At 53.8% G+C, this 18,046-nt stretch carries 11 protein-coding genes, 2 tRNA genes, 2 rRNA genes and 1 riboswitch; of the genes, 3 read left to right on the top strand and 12 right to left on the bottom strand.

The window, feature by feature from the left end; all coding sequences use genetic code 11:
* Positions 1-33: 33 nt before the first annotated feature.
* The 6 genes from N7922_RS23900 to btuB form a co-directional block, all read right to left on the bottom strand.
* Positions 34-2,940 (bottom strand): 23S ribosomal RNA (locus N7922_RS23900).
* A 181-nt stretch (positions 2,941-3,121) separates the two neighbouring features.
* Positions 3,122-3,197 (bottom strand) — tRNA-Ala (locus N7922_RS23905).
* A 108-nt stretch (positions 3,198-3,305) separates the two neighbouring features.
* A tRNA-Ile gene (locus N7922_RS23910) sits at positions 3,306-3,382 on the bottom strand.
* Between the two features lie 71 nt (positions 3,383-3,453).
* A 16S ribosomal RNA gene (locus tag N7922_RS23915) occupies positions 3,454-4,995 on the bottom strand.
* Together the 16S and 23S rRNA genes with 2 tRNA genes alongside form the textbook arrangement of a ribosomal RNA operon.
* A gap of 358 nt (positions 4,996-5,353) precedes the next feature.
* Positions 5,354-6,205, bottom strand: a complete 852-nt coding sequence (gene murI, locus N7922_RS23920) for a glutamate racemase (RefSeq protein ID WP_061499254.1) — start codon at positions 6,203-6,205, stop codon at positions 5,354-5,356.
* A complete protein-coding gene (gene btuB, locus N7922_RS23925) occupies positions 6,150-8,006 on the bottom strand; it encodes a TonB-dependent vitamin B12 receptor BtuB (RefSeq protein WP_263098567.1) in 1,857 nt (618 codons plus the stop codon). Before btuB ends, murI begins: the two co-directional genes overlap by 56 nt.
* A 63-nt stretch (positions 8,007-8,069) precedes the next feature.
* Positions 8,070-8,248, bottom strand: a riboswitch (cobalamin riboswitch).
* A gap of 117 nt (positions 8,249-8,365) precedes the next feature.
* On the opposite strand from btuB, the gene trmA reads away from it, so the two are divergent.
* Complete coding sequence (gene trmA / locus N7922_RS23930) at positions 8,366-9,466, top strand: tRNA (uridine(54)-C5)-methyltransferase TrmA (protein WP_263098568.1); 1,101 nt, start codon at positions 8,366-8,368, stop codon at positions 9,464-9,466.
* Positions 9,467-9,505: 39 nt separating this feature from the next.
* Here trmA and N7922_RS23935 read toward each other — a convergent pair whose 3' ends face one another.
* Positions 9,506-9,868, bottom strand: coding sequence for a YijD family membrane protein (locus tag N7922_RS23935; protein ID WP_061499262.1), 363 nt, complete (start codon positions 9,866-9,868; stop codon positions 9,506-9,508).
* A 10-nt stretch (positions 9,869-9,878) separates the two neighbouring features.
* Positions 9,879-10,517, bottom strand: coding sequence for an HTH-type transcriptional repressor FabR (gene fabR / locus N7922_RS23940; protein ID WP_061499265.1), 639 nt, complete (start codon positions 10,515-10,517; stop codon positions 9,879-9,881).
* Positions 10,518-10,713: 196 nt separating this feature from the next.
* On the opposite strand from fabR, the gene sthA reads away from it, so the two are divergent.
* The gene (gene sthA / locus N7922_RS23945; protein ID WP_263098569.1) at positions 10,714-12,114 is read left to right on the top strand and encodes a Si-specific NAD(P)(+) transhydrogenase; all 1,401 of its coding nucleotides are present in this window, start codon (positions 10,714-10,716) and stop codon (positions 12,112-12,114) included.
* Here the strand turns inward: sthA and oxyR are convergent.
* The 4 genes from oxyR to argC form a co-directional block, all read right to left on the bottom strand.
* A complete protein-coding gene (gene oxyR / locus N7922_RS23950; protein ID WP_263098570.1) occupies positions 12,097-13,014 on the bottom strand; it encodes a DNA-binding transcriptional regulator OxyR in 918 nt (305 codons plus the stop codon). The two genes, sthA and oxyR, sit on opposite strands and share 18 nt — an antisense overlap.
* 255 nt (positions 13,015-13,269) lie before the next feature.
* The gene (gene argH, locus N7922_RS23955) at positions 13,270-14,643 is read right to left on the bottom strand and encodes an argininosuccinate lyase (RefSeq protein WP_263098571.1); all 1,374 of its coding nucleotides are present in this window, start codon (positions 14,641-14,643) and stop codon (positions 13,270-13,272) included.
* Between the two features lie 77 nt (positions 14,644-14,720).
* Positions 14,721-15,497: an acetylglutamate kinase gene (argB, locus tag N7922_RS23960; RefSeq protein ID WP_263098572.1), complete on the bottom strand. Its 777-nt coding sequence runs from the start codon at positions 15,495-15,497 to the stop codon at positions 14,721-14,723.
* A gap of 13 nt (positions 15,498-15,510) precedes the next feature.
* Positions 15,511-16,515, bottom strand: coding sequence for an N-acetyl-gamma-glutamyl-phosphate reductase (gene argC / locus N7922_RS23965; protein ID WP_263098573.1), 1,005 nt, complete (start codon positions 16,513-16,515; stop codon positions 15,511-15,513).
* Positions 16,516-16,684: 169 nt separating this feature from the next.
* Here argC and argE point away from each other — a divergent pair, with 169 nt between their 5' ends.
* Positions 16,685-17,836, top strand: a complete 1,152-nt coding sequence (gene argE / locus N7922_RS23970) for an acetylornithine deacetylase (RefSeq protein ID WP_263098574.1) — start codon at positions 16,685-16,687, stop codon at positions 17,834-17,836.
* Positions 17,837-18,046 lie beyond the last annotated feature (210 nt).

Below are 18,046 nucleotides of genomic sequence, written 5' to 3' on the forward strand. Positions count from 1 at the left end.
GCGTCTCTCACGCCAAAACATCTTCGGCGTTGTAAGGTTAAGCCTCACGGTTCATTAGTACCGGTTAGCTCAACGCATCGCTGCGCTTACACACCCGGCCTATCAACGTCGTCGTCTTCAACGTTCCTTCAGGAGACTTAAAGTCTCAGGGAGAACTCATCTCGGGGCAAGTTTCGTGCTTAGATGCTTTCAGCACTTATCTCTTCCGCATTTAGCTACCGGGCAGTGCCATTGGCATGACAACCCGAACACCAGTGATGCGTCCACTCCGGTCCTCTCGTACTAGGAGCAGCCCCCCTCAATTCTCCAGCGCCCACGGCAGATAGGGACCGAACTGTCTCACGACGTTCTAAACCCAGCTCGCGTACCACTTTAAATGGCGAACAGCCATACCCTTGGGACCTACTTCAGCCCCAGGATGTGATGAGCCGACATCGAGGTGCCAAACACCGCCGTCGATATGAACTCTTGGGCGGTATCAGCCTGTTATCCCCGGAGTACCTTTTATCCGTTGAGCGATGGCCCTTCCATTCAGAACCACCGGATCACTATGACCTGCTTTCGCACCTGCTCGCGCCGTCACGCTCGCAGTCAAGCCAGCTTATGCCATTGCACTAACCTCCTGATGTCCGACCAGGATTAGCTGACCTTCGTGCTCCTCCGTTACGCTTTAGGAGGAGACCGCCCCAGTCAAACTACCCACCAGACACTGTCCGCAACCCGGATTACGGGTCCACGTTAGAACATCAAACATTAAAGGGTGGTATTTCAAGGTTGGCTCCACGCAGACTGGCGTCCACGCTTCAAAGCCTCCCACCTATCCTACACATCAAGGCTCAATGTTCAGTGTCAAGCTATAGTAAAGGTTCACGGGGTCTTTCCGTCTTGCCGCGGGTACACTGCATCTTCACAGCGAGTTCAATTTCACTGAGTCTCGGGTGGAGACAGCCTGGCCATCATTACGCCATTCGTGCAGGTCGGAACTTACCCGACAAGGAATTTCGCTACCTTAGGACCGTTATAGTTACGGCCGCCGTTTACCGGGGCTTCGATCAAGAGCTTCTCCTTACGGATAACCCCATCAATTAACCTTCCGGCACCGGGCAGGCGTCACACCGTATACGTCCACTTTCGTGTTTGCACAGTGCTGTGTTTTTAATAAACAGTTGCAGCCAGCTGGTATCTTCGACTGATTTCAGCTCCGTGAGCAAGTCACTTCACCTACGTATCAGCGTGCCTTCTCCCGAAGTTACGGCACCATTTTGCCTAGTTCCTTCACCCGAGTTCTCTCAAGCGCCTTGGTATTCTCTACCTGACCACCTGTGTCGGTTTGGGGTACGATTTCGTGTTACCTGATGCTTAGAGGCTTTTCCTGGAAGCAGGGCATTTGTCACTTCAGCACCGTAGTGCCTCGTCATCACGCCTCAGTGTTAAAGCGCTCCGGATTTGCCTGGAGCACACACCTGCACGCTTAAACCGGGACAACCGTCGCCCGGATGACATAGCCTTCTCCGTCCCCCCTTCGCAGTAACACCAAGTACAGGAATATTAACCTGTTTCCCATCGACTACGCCTTTCGGCCTCGCCTTAGGGGTCGACTCACCCTGCCCCGATTAACGTTGGACAGGAACCCTTGGTCTTCCGGCGAGCGGGCTTTTCACCCGCTTTATCGTTACTTATGTCAGCATTCGCACTTCTGATACCTCCAGCATGCCTCACAGCACACCTTCACAGGCTTACAGAACGCTCCCCTACCCAACAACACATAGTGTCGCTGCCGCAGCTTCGGTGCATGGTTTAGCCCCGTTACATCTTCCGCGCAGGCCGACTCGACCAGTGAGCTATTACGCTTTCTTTAAATGATGGCTGCTTCTAAGCCAACATCCTGGCTGTCTGGGCCTTCCCACATCGTTTCCCACTTAACCATGACTTTGGGACCTTAGCTGGCGGTCTGGGTTGTTTCCCTCTTCACGACGGACGTTAGCACCCGCCGTGTGTCTCCCGTGATAACATTCTCCGGTATTCGCAGTTTGCATCGGGTTGGTAAGCCGGGATGGCCCCCTAGCCGAAACAGTGCTCTACCCCCGGAGATGAATTCACGAGGCGCTACCTAAATAGCTTTCGGGGAGAACCAGCTATCTCCCGGTTTGATTGGCCTTTCACCCCCAGCCACAAGTCATCCGCTAATTTTTCAACATTAGTCGGTTCGGTCCTCCAGTTAGTGTTACCCAACCTTCAACCTGCCCATGGCTAGATCACCGGGTTTCGGGTCTATACCCTGCAACTTAACGCCCAGTTAAGACTCGGTTTCCCTTCGGCTCCCCTATTCGGTTAACCTTGCTACAGAATATAAGTCGCTGACCCATTATACAAAAGGTACGCAGTCACACCCCAAAGGGTGCTCCCACTGCTTGTACGTACACGGTTTCAGGTTCTTTTTCACTCCCCTCGCCGGGGTTCTTTTCGCCTTTCCCTCACGGTACTGGTTCACTATCGGTCAGTCAGGAGTATTTAGCCTTGGAGGATGGTCCCCCCATATTCAGACAGGATACCACGTGTCCCGCCCTACTCATCGAGCTCACAACCTGTGCATTTTTGTGTACGGGGCTGTCACCCTGTATCGCGCGACTTTCCAGACGCTTCCACTAACACACAAGCTGATTCTGGCTCTGGGCTCCTCCCCGTTCGCTCGCCGCTACTGGGGGAATCTCGGTTGATTTCTTTTCCTCGGGGTACTTAGATGTTTCAGTTCCCCCGGTTCGCCTCATTAACCTATGGATTCAGTTAATGATAGTGTGACGAGTCACACTGGGTTTCCCCATTCGGACATCGCCGGTTATAACGGTTCATATCACCTTACCGGCGCTTTTCGCAGATTAGCACGTCCTTCATCGCCTCTGACTGCCAGGGCATCCACCGTGTACGCTTGGTCGCTTAACCTCACAACCCGAAGATGTTTCTTGCGATCCATCATCAGTTGTGAAAATTTGAGAGACTCGCAGAACAGTTCGCACTGTTCTGTGTTTCAATTTTCAGCTTGATCCAGATTTTTAAAGAGCAAAACTTCGCAGCACACACAGAATGTGTACTCTGAAGTTTTCTTGGTTCAGACAGTAAAAGATGGTGGAGCTATGCGGGATCGAACCGCAGACCTCCTGCGTGCAAAGCAGGCGCTCTCCCAGCTGAGCTATAGCCCCATCGTAGTTAATCTCGTGTACCCGTAATTTTTCCTGAGACAAGGCGCGAAATGGCGAAACATACTTTCGTATGTGAGTCATTTCGCAACACAGTATTCAGGGAAAATTTGGTAGGCCTGAGTGGACTTGAACCACCGACCTCACCCTTATCAGGGGTGCGCTCTAACCACCTGAGCTACAAGCCTGCAGAGATTTTTTACTGCCCGTTTTTCATCAGACAATCTGTGTGAGCACTGCAAAGGCAGGTTCTTTAAGGTAAGGAGGTGATCCAACCGCAGGTTCCCCTACGGTTACCTTGTTACGACTTCACCCCAGTCATGAATCACAAAGTGGTAAGCGCCCTCCCGAAGGTTAAGCTACCTACTTCTTTTGCAACCCACTCCCATGGTGTGACGGGCGGTGTGTACAAGGCCCGGGAACGTATTCACCGTGGCATTCTGATCCACGATTACTAGCGATTCCGACTTCATGGAGTCGAGTTGCAGACTCCAATCCGGACTACGACGCACTTTATGAGGTCCGCTTGCTCTCGCGAGGTCGCTTCTCTTTGTATGCGCCATTGTAGCACGTGTGTAGCCCTGGTCGTAAGGGCCATGATGACTTGACGTCATCCCCACCTTCCTCCAGTTTATCACTGGCAGTCTCCTTTGAGTTCCCGGCCGGACCGCTGGCAACAAAGGATAAGGGTTGCGCTCGTTGCGGGACTTAACCCAACATTTCACAACACGAGCTGACGACAGCCATGCAGCACCTGTCTCACAGTTCCCGAAGGCACATTCCCATCTCTGGAAACTTCTGTGGATGTCAAGACCAGGTAAGGTTCTTCGCGTTGCATCGAATTAAACCACATGCTCCACCGCTTGTGCGGGCCCCCGTCAATTCATTTGAGTTTTAACCTTGCGGCCGTACTCCCCAGGCGGTCGATTTAACGCGTTAGCTCCGGAAGCCACGCCTCAAGGGCACAACCTCCAAATCGACATCGTTTACAGCGTGGACTACCAGGGTATCTAATCCTGTTTGCTCCCCACGCTTTCGCACCTGAGCGTCAGTCTTCGTCCAGGAGGCCGCCTTCGCCACCGGTATTCCTCCAGATCTCTACGCATTTCACCGCTACACCTGGAATTCTACCTCCCTCTACGAGACTCCAGCCTGCCAGTTTCGAATGCAGTTCCCAGGTTGAGCCCGGGGATTTCACATCCGACTTGACAGACCGCCTGCGTGCGCTTTACGCCCAGTAATTCCGATTAACGCTTGCACCCTCCGTATTACCGCGGCTGCTGGCACGGAGTTAGCCGGTGCTTCTTCTGCGGGTAACGTCAATTGCTGTGGTTATTAACCACAACACCTTCCTCCCCGCTGAAAGTACTTTACAACCCGAAGGCCTTCTTCATACACGCGGCATGGCTGCATCAGGCTTGCGCCCATTGTGCAATATTCCCCACTGCTGCCTCCCGTAGGAGTCTGGACCGTGTCTCAGTTCCAGTGTGGCTGGTCATCCTCTCAGACCAGCTAGGGATCGTCGCCTAGGTGAGCCGTTACCCCACCTACTAGCTAATCCCATCTGGGCACATCTGATGGCAAGAGGCCCGAAGGTCCCCCTCTTTGGTCTTGCGACGTTATGCGGTATTAGCTACCGTTTCCAGTAGTTATCCCCCTCCATCAGGCAGTTTCCCAGACATTACTCACCCGTCCGCCACTCGTCACCCGAAGAGCAAGCTCCTCTGTGCTACCGTCCGACTTGCATGTGTTAGGCCTGCCGCCAGCGTTCAATCTGAGCCATGATCAAACTCTTCAATTTAAAAGTTTGATGCTCACCGAATTAAACTTCGTAATGAATTACGTGTTCACTCGTGAGACTTGGTATTCATTTAGCGTCCGAGGACGTTAAGAATCCATGTCACTTTGAGTGCCCACACAGATTGTCTGATAAATTGTTAAAGAGCAGTGCCGCTGCGTTTTCACTGCGGCGCGGGGTGTGCATATTACGCTTTCCCGCTGCGAAGTCAACTGAATATTTTCAGATTTCTTCGCCTGACAGGCCGGTGTGTTTGCCGTTGTGCCGTGTCAGTGGAGGCGCATTATAGGGAGTTAATTCCGGCTGACAACCCCTAATTTAAAAAAAGTTATCAACCGTCTCTTTTTTGTTCAAACCCGCCCTAAAGCGCCAGTTTTTCGAGCGATTTAAAGCCGTAGCGTTGCAGAACGGGCAATAATTGCGCAGTCTCAGGCGTTAATGCCATGCAATAAGCAATATTGTCATCCGACGATTTTGCATCCGGGGCTTCATGATCGAGCAGCCAGGCCGTACGACGTGCAATAGCCGAGCCGGAATCCACCAGGCGCGTACCCTCCGGCAATACCTGCAACAACTCTTCCTGCAATAACGGGAAATGCGTGCACCCCAGCACAACCGTATCTGGCGGTTCAGCCATCCGCAGCCACGGGCGCAAAATACGGCGCAGCTCTTCCTGTGGAACAGGTTCGCCATGCAATTTTGCTTCCGCCAGTTCGACCAGCTCCGCTGAGCCCAGCATTTCAATTTTGCACTCATTGGCAAAACGCGAGATGAGTTCGTGCGTATAAGGACGCTTCACCGTTCCCCGCGTTGCCAACAGCCCTACCACGCCATTCGCCGTTAAGCGCGCAGCGGGTTTTATGGCCGGAACAACGCCAACAACCGGGAAACTGAATTTTTCGCGCAGCGCAGGCAACGAAACGGTGCTTGCGGTGTTACAGGCGACAACGGCGAGAGCGAGCGGATATTGCGCCTGAACGGCCGTAACAATTTCAACAACACGCTCAACGATGAACGCTTCGCTTTTTTCCCCATACGGAAAAGCGACGTTGTCAAATGCGTAGATGTAATGCAGATCCGGCAGGAGATGCCGGATCTCATCATAAACGGATAGCCCACCGACGCCGGAGTCAAACACCAGGACGGTAGGACGTGCGTCAGAAGGTGTAGCTGCCAGACAAGGTGTATTCCCGTCCTGCAGTGTGGTAGCCATAAACTGTCTCGTAATCTTTATCGAACAGGTTGGCGATTTTACCACGAACTGTGAGGTTTGAGGTCACTGGATATGAAGCAGAAAGATCAACCAGGCTGTAAGACGGCATACGGCGCTGCGTATCGGCAAACTGATTGGTGTTGTTATCGTAGCTCTTACCGAAGTACTGCCACGCAGCATCCATATCCAGGCCGAACATCGTCCAGTCCAGTTGATACTTGAACTGCTGCCGCGAGCGATGGGCAAGCACTTCATTATCACTGTCACGGCGCGGATCAAGATAACCCAGCGTAATACGATGACTGACCACACCGGTGTCAAAGCTACCCGTTAACTCAACCCCTCTGATGGTCGCGGATTGAATATTGTAATAGGTGCCCAAAAAGGTGTCGTAATCGTAGTAGTAATCGATCAGGTTCTTGATTTTGTTCTGATAAGCAGACAGACGCCAGTTAACTGGCCCGGTCAGCCCTTCCAGTCCCACTTCAACCTGGCGAGATTTCTCCGCGCTCAGATCCGGGTTAGAGAGAATAAAGAGACGCTCTTGCCCGTAGAGTTGCCCCAACGTCGGTGCCTGGAAGCCGGTGCCATAAGACGCGGTAAGACGGTAATCCGGCACAAACTCCCAGCCTGCCGCAGTCTGCCAGGTACCATTCCAGCCAAACTGATCGTTATCATCACCACGAACGGAGCCTTCCAGCGTCACAGTGTCGAGTTTCTGCTGCGTCGTCAGGTAATAACCGGTGTTATCCCGTTTATATTTGTTGCTGTAGTCGTTATCCGCTGAGGTTAACTTCTGCTGCTGCCAGTCAATGCCGGCGCTGACCGTCCCCGCACCCAACGCCAGGCTATTGCCCCACTGCAGGTTGCGCTGCGTCATATCATCCAGCGAGGTACCGTCGTTGTATAACCCTAACGGCCCGGCATAGTTATAGTCTTTATAGCGCTGATAACTGCCGGTCAGTTGTGAAGAGAAAACATCGCCGCTATAAGTCAGTCCCGTTTCATAGGTATGGTTATAGACTTGGCGCTCATCACCACCATCGGTATAGCCCGCGTCATAGCCCGTCTTGTTGCTATACCCGTAGCCACGCACAAACCCTGAAATCTCCTGATTGAACTGATGATTCAGACCCGCCCAGAAGGTTTTATTACGGAAACCGTCGCGATCGCTATCCACGGAGTAAGTGGATTGCGGGCGAATGTTATAACCGCGCGTATCAGTAAAGGAACCCGCTACGGTTGCCAGCGTATCCTCACCCAGTTTCTGGCGAACCGTCGCATCGTATTTCTGATAATGATTAGAACCGATGCCAGCCTCCACTTTGCCGCCCGGCGTGTCGTTCTGGGTGATGATGTTGATCACGCCGCCAATCGCATCTGCGCCATAGACCGCAGAGCGCGGCCCGCGGATCATCTCGATACGTTCAATGAGAGATACGGGGATCTGGCTGAAATCGGCGATACCGGTAATACCGGACTTCGCCAACGGGATACCATCAATCAATACCAGCGTATGGCGCGCTTCCGCACCGCGGATATAGATATAACTGGTTTGCCCCATACCACCGTTTTCAGCCACATCGACGCCCGGCAAACGGCGCATCACATCCGTTAAGGTTCTGGCCCCCCAGCGATCAATATCCTCACGGGTCACGACTTCTGTCGGCGCCAGTACGGTATTGACGGGTTGTTGAAAACGATTTGCTGTCACCACCAAATTGTCTGAGCCGCTATCCTGCGCCCAGCCGGAAAAAGCTGTGACGGAGAGCGCCGTCAGCAGCGAAGCTTTTTTAATCATTGTGAGAGCATCCACAAAGTAAAAGGATGCCGCAGGTTCCATCAATAGCACGCGATGATGTCACCAAATGCGACGTATTCCGGCAGGTCTTCGGGCTTGGAGGTATAACGAGACGGCGACTTCCCACCTATGGCAGTGTCTGCTTGCGCGACCATCTCACCTGATCCTTACCGCTGCGCGTCAGCCCCAGATTTACACTGGGTTCCCTTTTAACTCACAGGACCGGAACATGGATGCTACATTCGGTTACATATGGATGTCCAGACTGCTAAGAGAGTATTTAGAAAACATCCGGGGCTGGACATCCCGTACGCAACACCTACAATCCCCGCGTTATTCTTAATCTCTCAGGAAACATCATGACTCCCGAACACCTGCCGACAGAACAGTACGAAGCCCAGCTGGCCGAGAAAGTCGTGCGTCTGCAATCAATGATGACGCCATTTTCAGCGCCGCTCCCGGAGGTGTTCCGCTCACCCGTCAGTCATTACCGTATGCGCGCCGAGTTCCGTATCTGGCATGACGGCGACGATCTTTACCACATCATCTTCGATCAGCAGACAAAGTCCCGGATCCGCGTGGACAGCTTCCCGGCGGCCAGCGAGCTGATCAACCAGCTCATGGCAGTGATGATCGACGCGCTGCGTGGCAACAAAACGCTGCGCCATAAGCTGTTCCAGATTGATTACCTGACCACCCTCAGTAACCAGGCCGTCGTTACGCTGCTGTATCACAAAAAACTGGATGAGGAGTGGCAGGCAGAAGCGACGCATTTACGCGATGTGCTACGGGCACAAAACCTGAACGTCCAGCTGATTGGCCGCGCCACCAAGACCAAAATCGAACTTGATCGGGATTATATCGACGAGCGGTTGCCGGTCGCCGGCAGAGAGATGATCTACCGTCAGGTAGAAAACAGCTTTACCCAGCCAAACGCAGCAATGAACATCCAGATGCTGGAATGGGCGCTGGACGTGACCCGCAATTCAACGGGCGATCTGCTGGAACTGTACTGCGGCAACGGTAACTTTTCGCTGGCGCTGGCGCGTAATTTCGATCGCGTACTGGCCACTGAAATCGCGAAACCCTCAGTAGCAGCAGCGCAATACAACATTGCGGCAAACCATATTGATAACGTGCAGATTATCCGCATGTCAGCAGAAGAGTTCACCCAGGCGATGAATGGCGTCCGGGCCTTTAACCGCCTGCAAGGTATTGATCTGAAAAGTTATCAGTGCGAAACGATTTTCGTTGATCCGCCGCGCAGTGGGCTGGATGCAGAAACCGAGAAGATGGTGCAGGCGTACCCACGTATTCTGTACATTTCCTGCAATCCGGAAACGCTGTGTAAGAACCTGGAAACATTAAGCCAGACGCATGAGATTTCGCGTCTGGCGCTATTCGATCAGTTCCCGTACACCCACCACATGGAGTGCGGTGTACTGCTCACCCGGAAATAACGCTCCACGTTGTCCCCCTCATCGCCAGAGGGGGCTACGTCATTCTGACGCTTCGTCGCGTTTACGGTTACGCAGGCGGTAACCTATCCAGAACACCAGAATCACCGACAGCACCGCTGGCAGGAAATTGGAACCAATGGCGGGATATTCCGCACGCACCACGGTGCTGTACAGCAACACGCCGAGGATAAAACAGGCCGCGGCAAGCCCCGGCAGGCCAACAGGCATCGTGCGGTTTTGATAGCGCTGATGCAGGCAATAGACCGTCAGCACCAGTGAAATAAGTGGAAAGACGGAAAACGGCACAATCGAACTGAAGATCGCCGAAAATGCGCCATTAATTGACAAGCCAGCGATCAGCGCCAGCAGCAACGTACCTTTATCTTGACCTGACTGTTTCATCACTCATCCTTCACTCATCGGTTTGATGCGCTATTTTTTCTTGTTCACGGCGATACCAGTAATACGCGCCTTTGGAAATCATCCGCAGTTGCAGCACCAGTCGCTCTTCCAGTTGCCGACGCTGTTCCGCGCCCACATCCAGCGCTTCTGCGCCGGCACTAAAAACAATGGTCACCATCGCCTCCGCCTGTGCTTCGGTGAACGCGCGCGGCATATGGTTTTCGAGTTCAAGATAATCAGCAAGTTCCGCAATAAAATGCTGGATCTCACGCGCCACCGCGGCGCGGAATGCAGAGGATGTACCGGAGCGCTCCCGAAGCAACAATCGGAATGCGTTGGGGTTATTGCCGATAAACTCCATAAAGGTCGATACGGAGGTACGGATCACGCTGCCGCCTTTGGCAATACGCTGGCGCGCCTGGCGCATCAACTGGCGGAGCATCAGCCCGCTTTCGTCCACCATGGTCAGGCCGAGTTCGTCCACGTCGCGGAAATGGCGATAAAAAGAAGTCGGTGCGATGCCCGCCTCACGGGCAACCTCTCGCAGGCTCAGGCTGGCAAAGCTACGTTCAGCGCTCAATTGGCTGAATGCCGCTTCCACCAGCGAACGTCGGGTTTTTTCTTTTTGCTGCGCTCTTACACCCATCACGATGTTTGAATCCTTCCAATGGCCTGCTGGCACTATACCAGAGAATAAATCTAATCCGATTGTACTGGATTGTGACTGATTGTTTACGGGCTGTTTCTTCTATTACCCCTGAAAAAAGCACAACGATAATTGGGTTATCACCGCTTTGATGTTAGTATTATGTTGTTTTTATGTATAAGAACAGGTAAGCCTTACCATGCCACATTCCTACGATTATGATGCAATAGTAATAGGCTCCGGACCCGGCGGCGAAGGCGCAGCTATGGGCCTGGTTAAACAGGGGGCGCGGGTCGCGGTCATTGAGCGCTACCATAATGTTGGCGGCGGCTGCACGCACTGGGGCACCATCCCATCGAAAGCGCTACGCCACGCGGTCAGCCGTATTATCGAATTTAACCAAAATCCACTCTACAGTGACCATTCCCGCCTTCTCCGCTCCTCTTTCGCCGATATCCTGAACCATGCTGAAAGCGTGATTAACCAGCAAACACGCATGCGTCAGGGTTTTTATGAGCGTAACCGCTGTGAAATCCTGCAAGGTGATGCTCATTTTATTGACGATCACACACTGGCGCTGGAGTGTCACGACGGTACCGTCGAAACGCTCACCGCCGAAAAATTTGTTATTGCCTGCGGCTCGCGTCCCTACCATCCGGCGGACGTCGACTTTGCTCATCCGCGCGTTTATGACAGCGACTCCATTCTGGATATGCACCATGAACCCCGCCATGTCATCATCTATGGCGCCGGGGTGATCGGCTGCGAATATGCATCGATCTTCCGGGGAATGAACGTCAAAGTCGACTTGATCAATACGCGCGATCGCTTGCTGGCGTTCCTCGACCAGGAAATGTCGGATTCGCTCTCCTATCACTTCTGGAACAGCGGTGTGGTGATTCGCCACAACGAAGAGTACGAGCGCATTGAGCCGCTGGACGATGGCGTGATCATGCATCTGAAATCCGGCAAAAAACTGAAAGCGGACTGCCTGCTCTACGCCAACGGGCGCACCGGCAACACCGACAGTTTGCAACTGGGCAATATCGGTCTTGAAGCAGACGGGCGCGGTCAGTTGAAAGTCAACAGCATGTACCAGACTGCCCTGCCGCACGTGTATGCCGTGGGGGATGTGATTGGTTACCCAAGCCTCGCATCAGCGGCCTATGATCAAGGGCGTATTGCCGCACAAGCGATGATCAAAGGTGAAGCAACCGCGCATCTGATTGAGGATATCCCGACCGGGATTTATACCATTCCGGAAATCAGTTCGGTGGGTAAAACCGAACAACAGCTTACCGCAATGAAAGTGCCGTACGAAGTGGGTCGCGCGCAGTTTAAACACCTCGCGCGGGCGCAAATCGTCGGGATGAACGTGGGAACGCTGAAGATTTTGTTCCACCGGGAAACCAAAGAGATCCTCGGTATTCACTGCTTTGGCGAGCGCGCGGCCGAAATTATTCATATCGGCCAGGCGATTATGGAGCAGAAAGGTGGCGGTAACACCATCGAGTACTTTGTTAACACCACCTTTAACTACCCAACCATGGCGGAAGCCTATCGGGTAGCGGCGCTAAATGGCTTAAACCGCCTGTTTTAACGCGTTATCAAAGTGGCCATTCATCGAACTACGAATGGCCTCTGCTAACTGCTCATAGCGGCTGCGCAGCGGCGACCCCGGACGATAGACCAGCCCAACGGTACGTTGCGGTTCCGGTTTGATGCACGGCAGGTAAACCACACCATCACGTTTGCGTTCGCGCGGTACCGACAGGGCTGGCAACAGCGTAATCCCGCTGCCCGCCGCCACCATATTACGCAGTGTTTCCAGGCTGGTTGCGCGGAAGTGCGTATCTTCATCCGCACCGGCCTCAAAGCAGAAGCCCATCGCCTGATCGCGCAGACAGTGCCCATCTTCCAGCATCAGCAATTTTTCACCGGCCAGATCAGACATTGGCACGCACTCGCGGTTCGCCCACGGATGATCTTCATAAATCGCCAGCATCATCGGCTCATCGAACAGCGGTACTTCGATAAAGGCTTCACTCTCCTTCACCTGCGCCAGGATGGCGCAATCAAGCTTGCCGCTGTCTAACTGCGCCAGCAGTTGATGCGTCTGCGCTTCATGCAGATACATTTCCAGCTTCGGGAAGGTCTGGTGCAACATCGGAATAATATGCGGCAACAGGTAAGGTCCAACGGTTGGGATCAGACCAATATGCAGCGGGCCGGACATCGTCTCCCCCTGCTGGCTTGCCATTTCCTTCAGCACTTTGACCTCGCGCAGTACAGTGCGCGCCTGATCCACCAGCAACAACCCGGCCTGGGTAAACAGCACTTTGCGGCTGGTACGCTCCAGCAGCATTACGCCAAGTTCATCTTCCAGTTTACGGATCTGCCCGCTCAGTGTGGGCTGGCTGACGTGGCAGGAGTCGGCTGCACGGCGAAAATGGCGGTGCTCAGCTAACGCCACCAGGTACTCAAGATCACGAATATTCATTATTCATCCTCCGTCGCCACGATAGTTCATGGCGATAGATAGCATAGCAACGAACGATTATCCCTATCAAGCATTCTGTTTAATAATTGACGCCAGAAACGAAGCGGAACCTCAACTGACCCTTGATAAGACTGCTTACCCTCAAGTTTCTCTGAACAACTAAAGCCAACGTGAACTTTTGCGGACCCTGTGTCCGCTTTTTTTTTGCATAAAAAAGCCCGGCGTATCGCCAGGCTCTCAATTCATCCACCCACTTCAGACAAGCCGCGCTTTCGCGTCAGTAATCGCCTGCGCCACCTGCGTGGGAGAAACGCCACCTTTTGCGGCACGTTTATCAAGGCATGACTGCAACGACAGAATCGGATAGACATCGTCACCGATCACCGCGCTGAATTTTTGCAGATCGGCTAACGCCAGCTCTTCCAGCGGTTTGCCCTGACCAATCGCTTCCACCACCGCTTCGCCCACAATATGGTGCGCTTCACGGAACGGTACGCCTTTGGCCACCAGATAGTCAGCAAGCTCAGTGGCGTTCGCATAACCCTGCTGTGCGGCTTCCTGGCAACGCGGGCGTTTCACCTGGATGCCATCCAGCACCAGTGCCGCCATATGCAGGCAGTCAAGCCAGGTATCCAGCGCGTCGAACAGCCCTTCTTTGTCTTCCTGCATATCTTTGTTGTACGCCAACGGCAGGCCTTTCAGCGTCATCATCATACCGGTCAGCGCGCCCTGTACACGGCCACATTTACCGCGGATCAGCTCCAGCGCATCCGGGTTTTTCTTCTGCGGCATTAATGAAGACCCCGAGGTAACACGGTCAGACAGCTCAACAAAACCCGCTTCACCGGAGTTAAAGAAGATCAGATCTTCGGCGAAACGCGACAGGTGCACCATGCCGATAGAAGCGTCAGAGAGCAGTTCCAGCACATGATCGCGGTCAGAAACGCTGTCCAGGCTGTTGCGCGTCGCAGAAGCAAAACCCAGCCAGCCGGCCAGTTGCTCACGATCGATTTCATACGCTGTACCCGCCAGCGCGCCGCAGCCCAGCGGACTCACATCCAGGCGTTTCAGTGTGTCCTGCAAACGGCTTTCATCGCGCGCCAGCATCTCCACGTAAGCTAATGCCCAGTGCGCAAAGGTCACCGGTTGGGCGCGTTGCAGGTGCGTATAGCCCGGCATCACGGCGTCCTGATTATTCTCTGCGGCCACCACCAGCGCGCTCTGTAACTGGCGGTTCGCCACCAGCAGCTCGCTGACTGTGTCTTTGCACCACAGTTTCAAATCGGTTGCGACCTGATCATTACGGCTGCGCCCGGTGTGCAGCTTCTTACCCAGTTGACCCACTTTGTCGATCAGCTTGCCTTCCACCCAGCTGTGGATGTCTTCGGCATCGCTTTCAAGGATCTGCTGCGGATTGGCCTGTACTTCTTCCAGCAACACATGCAGCGCCTCTTCCAGTTGCTGCTGCTCCACCTGGGTCAGAACACCTACGGTCACCAGCGCTTTAGACCAGGCCACAGAGCCAACGATATCCTGCTCCGCCAGGCGATAGTCAAAGCGCAAAGAGTCGTTGAACTGTTTGAACCGTTGATCTGCTGCCTGAGTAAAACGCCCGCCCCAAAGTGCCATAATATGCTTCCTTAATTATTCAAGAGTTCTGCCGGATGGCACGACGCTTACCCGGCCTACAAATGATGTTGCTTTAATTACGCCAGAATACGCGTGCCAATTGGCGTGCCGTTAAACAGCGCCGGTAATTGCTCGGCATGACGCCAGGAGGCGATATCTACCGGGCGACCGAGCGTACGGGCAGCATCCAGCGCCGCGTTGACTTTCACGATCATGCCATCGGTGATGATGCCCTGCGCAATCAGTTGCTCCGCTTTAGCAGCGGTCATTTCGGCAATACGCTGGCCTTTGCCATCCAGAATGCCGCTCACATCGGACAGCAGAATCAGGTCTGCGCCCAGCGTTGCCGCCAGCGCTGTCGCCGCCTGGTCCGCATTGACATTCATCAGTTTGCCTTCGTCGGTTACGCCAATGGAGCTGATAACCGGCAGGAAACCACCATCCAGCAGCGCATTAATCAGTTTCGGCGAACCCGGCTGCGCTAAGCCAACATGGCCCAGTTCTTCGTCCAGTTGGGTCACTTTCACGCTATCGCCATCGCCAAGGAACAAACCGACGGAGGCAATGTGGTGTTTCTTCGCCCATGCCAGCAGCGTTTTGTTGGCGGTACCGGCCAGTGCACCAGTAATAATGTCGATCTGATCGGCTGGCGTGACACGCAGACCGTTTTTCTTTTTCACCGGCAGGTTGAGCTGTTTCATCAGCTCATCCACCACACAACCGCCGCCGTGCACAATAACCAACGGGCGCTGATGAGATTCGCGATAGTGCACCAGTGCGGTAAACAAACGTTCCAGCGCTTCCTCGCTATCCAGCAATACGCCACCGAGCTTAATAATTAATGGATTCATCATCACGCCTGTTCATTTAAATAAGTGACTGGGTTTCAGCATAGCCGAAACGAATATTCGCGCATTGCATTGCCTGCGCCGCCGCGCCTTTCAGCAGGTTATCTTCCGTGGCAACGACAATCAGATGTTCGCCCTGCACGGCAAAGCCGATATCGCAGAACGGCAGCCCCACCACGTTTTTCAGCGCCGGAACCCCTTTGTCATACAGGCGGACCAGCGGTTTGTCGCCGTAAGCCTGTTTAAACAGCTCAGCGACCCGCGCCTGGGTGACCCCCGCCTTCAAACGGCACGTGATGGTTTCCAGGATACCGCGCGGGAAGCTCGCCAGGTGCGGGGTAAAAATCACATCCGTACCGAGATGCGTGGCGATCTCCGGCTGGTGGCGATGGTTGAAGATGCCATACGGTTGCAGGCTCACTTCACAGAAACTGTTGGAGAGCGCCGCTTTGCGCCCGGCGCCGCTCACGCCGCTGGTGGCGTTGATCACCGGCCACTGATTCAGATCCAGCACGCCAGCATCGATCAGTGGTTTCAATGACAACTGCGCCGCCGTCGGGTAACAACCCGGCACAGCAATCAGTTGCGCACTTTTCAATGGCTCGTGATTCCACTCCGCCAGCCCATACACCGCCTGTGCAAGCAGATCGGCGTGCTGATGCGTGAAACCGTAGAATGTTTCGTAGAACGCAGGATCGTTAACGCGGAACGCGCCGGAGAGATCGAACACCACACAACCCGCCGCCAGGCACGTCGGCGCCAGATCGTGACTCACTTCATGCGCCGTCGCCAGGAAGACGACATCCACACCTTCCAGAAACTCACCAATATCGGACATCGGCTGTAACGGGAGATCAACAATGCCTTTCAACTGCGGATGTAAATCGGAGATACATTTTCCTGCATCATTACTTTGCGCAGAAACCGTCAAAGCGGTTATGTTCATATGAGGATGGCGATTTACATAGGTCACTAGCTCTGCGCCGGCGTAACCGCTGGCGCCCACAATTAATGTGTTCAACATTGGGGCGGTTTACCTTCTTACGTCATGTGTGTCAGGGAGAGATTCGGCATCCATCCCGCGTCGCTGAGCAAAGTCGCCGGATGGGTTCCCTTACGCTCAACATTAATGTATTTTTATTCACATTTAGTGCATGAATATTGATACTATCACGAACTCAGGTATGTCAACAATGAAAATGAATTTGCCGCCATTTATCGAGATTTACCGCGCCCTGATAGCCACACCGTCGATCAGCGCAACGGAAGAAGCACTGGATCAGAGCAATGCGTCTTTAATCAATCTGCTGGCAGGATGGTTTGGCGACCTCGGCTTCAACGTTGAAGTGCAACCCGTGCCCGGCACACGCAATAAATTCAATATGCTCGCCAGCGCAGGAACCGGCGCAGGTGGCCTGCTGTTAACCGGCCACACCGATACCGTGCCTTTTGATGATGGACGCTGGACGCGCGATCCCTTCACATTGACCGAACATGACAACAAACTCTACGGTCTGGGCACCGCCGATATGAAAGGCTTTTTTGCGTTCATTCTCGATGCGCTGCGTGACGTCGATGTGACAAAACTGAGCAAGCCTCTGTATGTGCTGGCAACAGCGGATGAAGAAACCAGCATGGCTGGCGCCCGCTATTTCTCAGAAAACACCCAACTGCGCCCGGAGTGCGCCATTATCGGCGAACCGACATCGCTGCAACCGGTGCGCGCGCACAAGGGCCATATCTCTAATGCGATTCGTATCCTGGGGCAGTCCGGTCACTCCAGCGATCCGGCGCGCGGCGTGAATGCGATTGAGCTCATGCACGATGCTATCGGTCATATTCTGCAACTGCGCGACAGCCTGAAAGCGCGTTATCACTATGAGGCGTTCACCGTGCCGTATCCCACCCTGAACCTGGGACATATTCACGGTGGTGATGCGGCAAACCGTATCTGCGCGTGCTGCGAGCTGCATATGGATATTCGTCCGCTGCCAGGCATGACGCTGAATGATTTAAACGGCCTGCTTAACGACGCGTTGGAGCCGGTCAGTTCCCGCTGGCCAGGTCGCCTGACCGTTTCAGAGCTGCACCCGCCTATTCCGGGCTACGAATGTCCGCCGGACCATCAACTGGTGGACGTGGTGGAGAAACTGCTCGGTGTCGAAACTGAGGTCGTTAACTACTGCACCGAAGCCCCGTTTATTCAAACATTGTGCCCGACGCTGGTACTTGGCCCGGGTTCCATTAACCAGGCCCATCAACCGGATGAATATCTTGAAACGCGTTTTATCAAACCGACGCGTGAACTGATCACACAAGTTGTACATCATTTCTGCTGGCACTGAGTCCGTTTTTCTTGCTAACCCCCTCCCGGTGAGGGGGTTTTTTACGTCTGTCGGGGCGTGACAGCTGTCACGTTTTCATAAGCAATACTTATCTGGCGGAAAGCGAATTAAATTTCGTAAATTGTCGGCATTTATTCGTTTGCTGAAGCGATTTCGCAACAATTGACGTGGTGGGTTTTACGTGGCTTTATAAAAGACGGTGTCTTATAT

It is taken from the genome of Kosakonia sp. ML.JS2a (genome assembly GCF_025642095.1).
Taxonomy (GTDB): domain Bacteria; phylum Pseudomonadota; class Gammaproteobacteria; order Enterobacterales; family Enterobacteriaceae.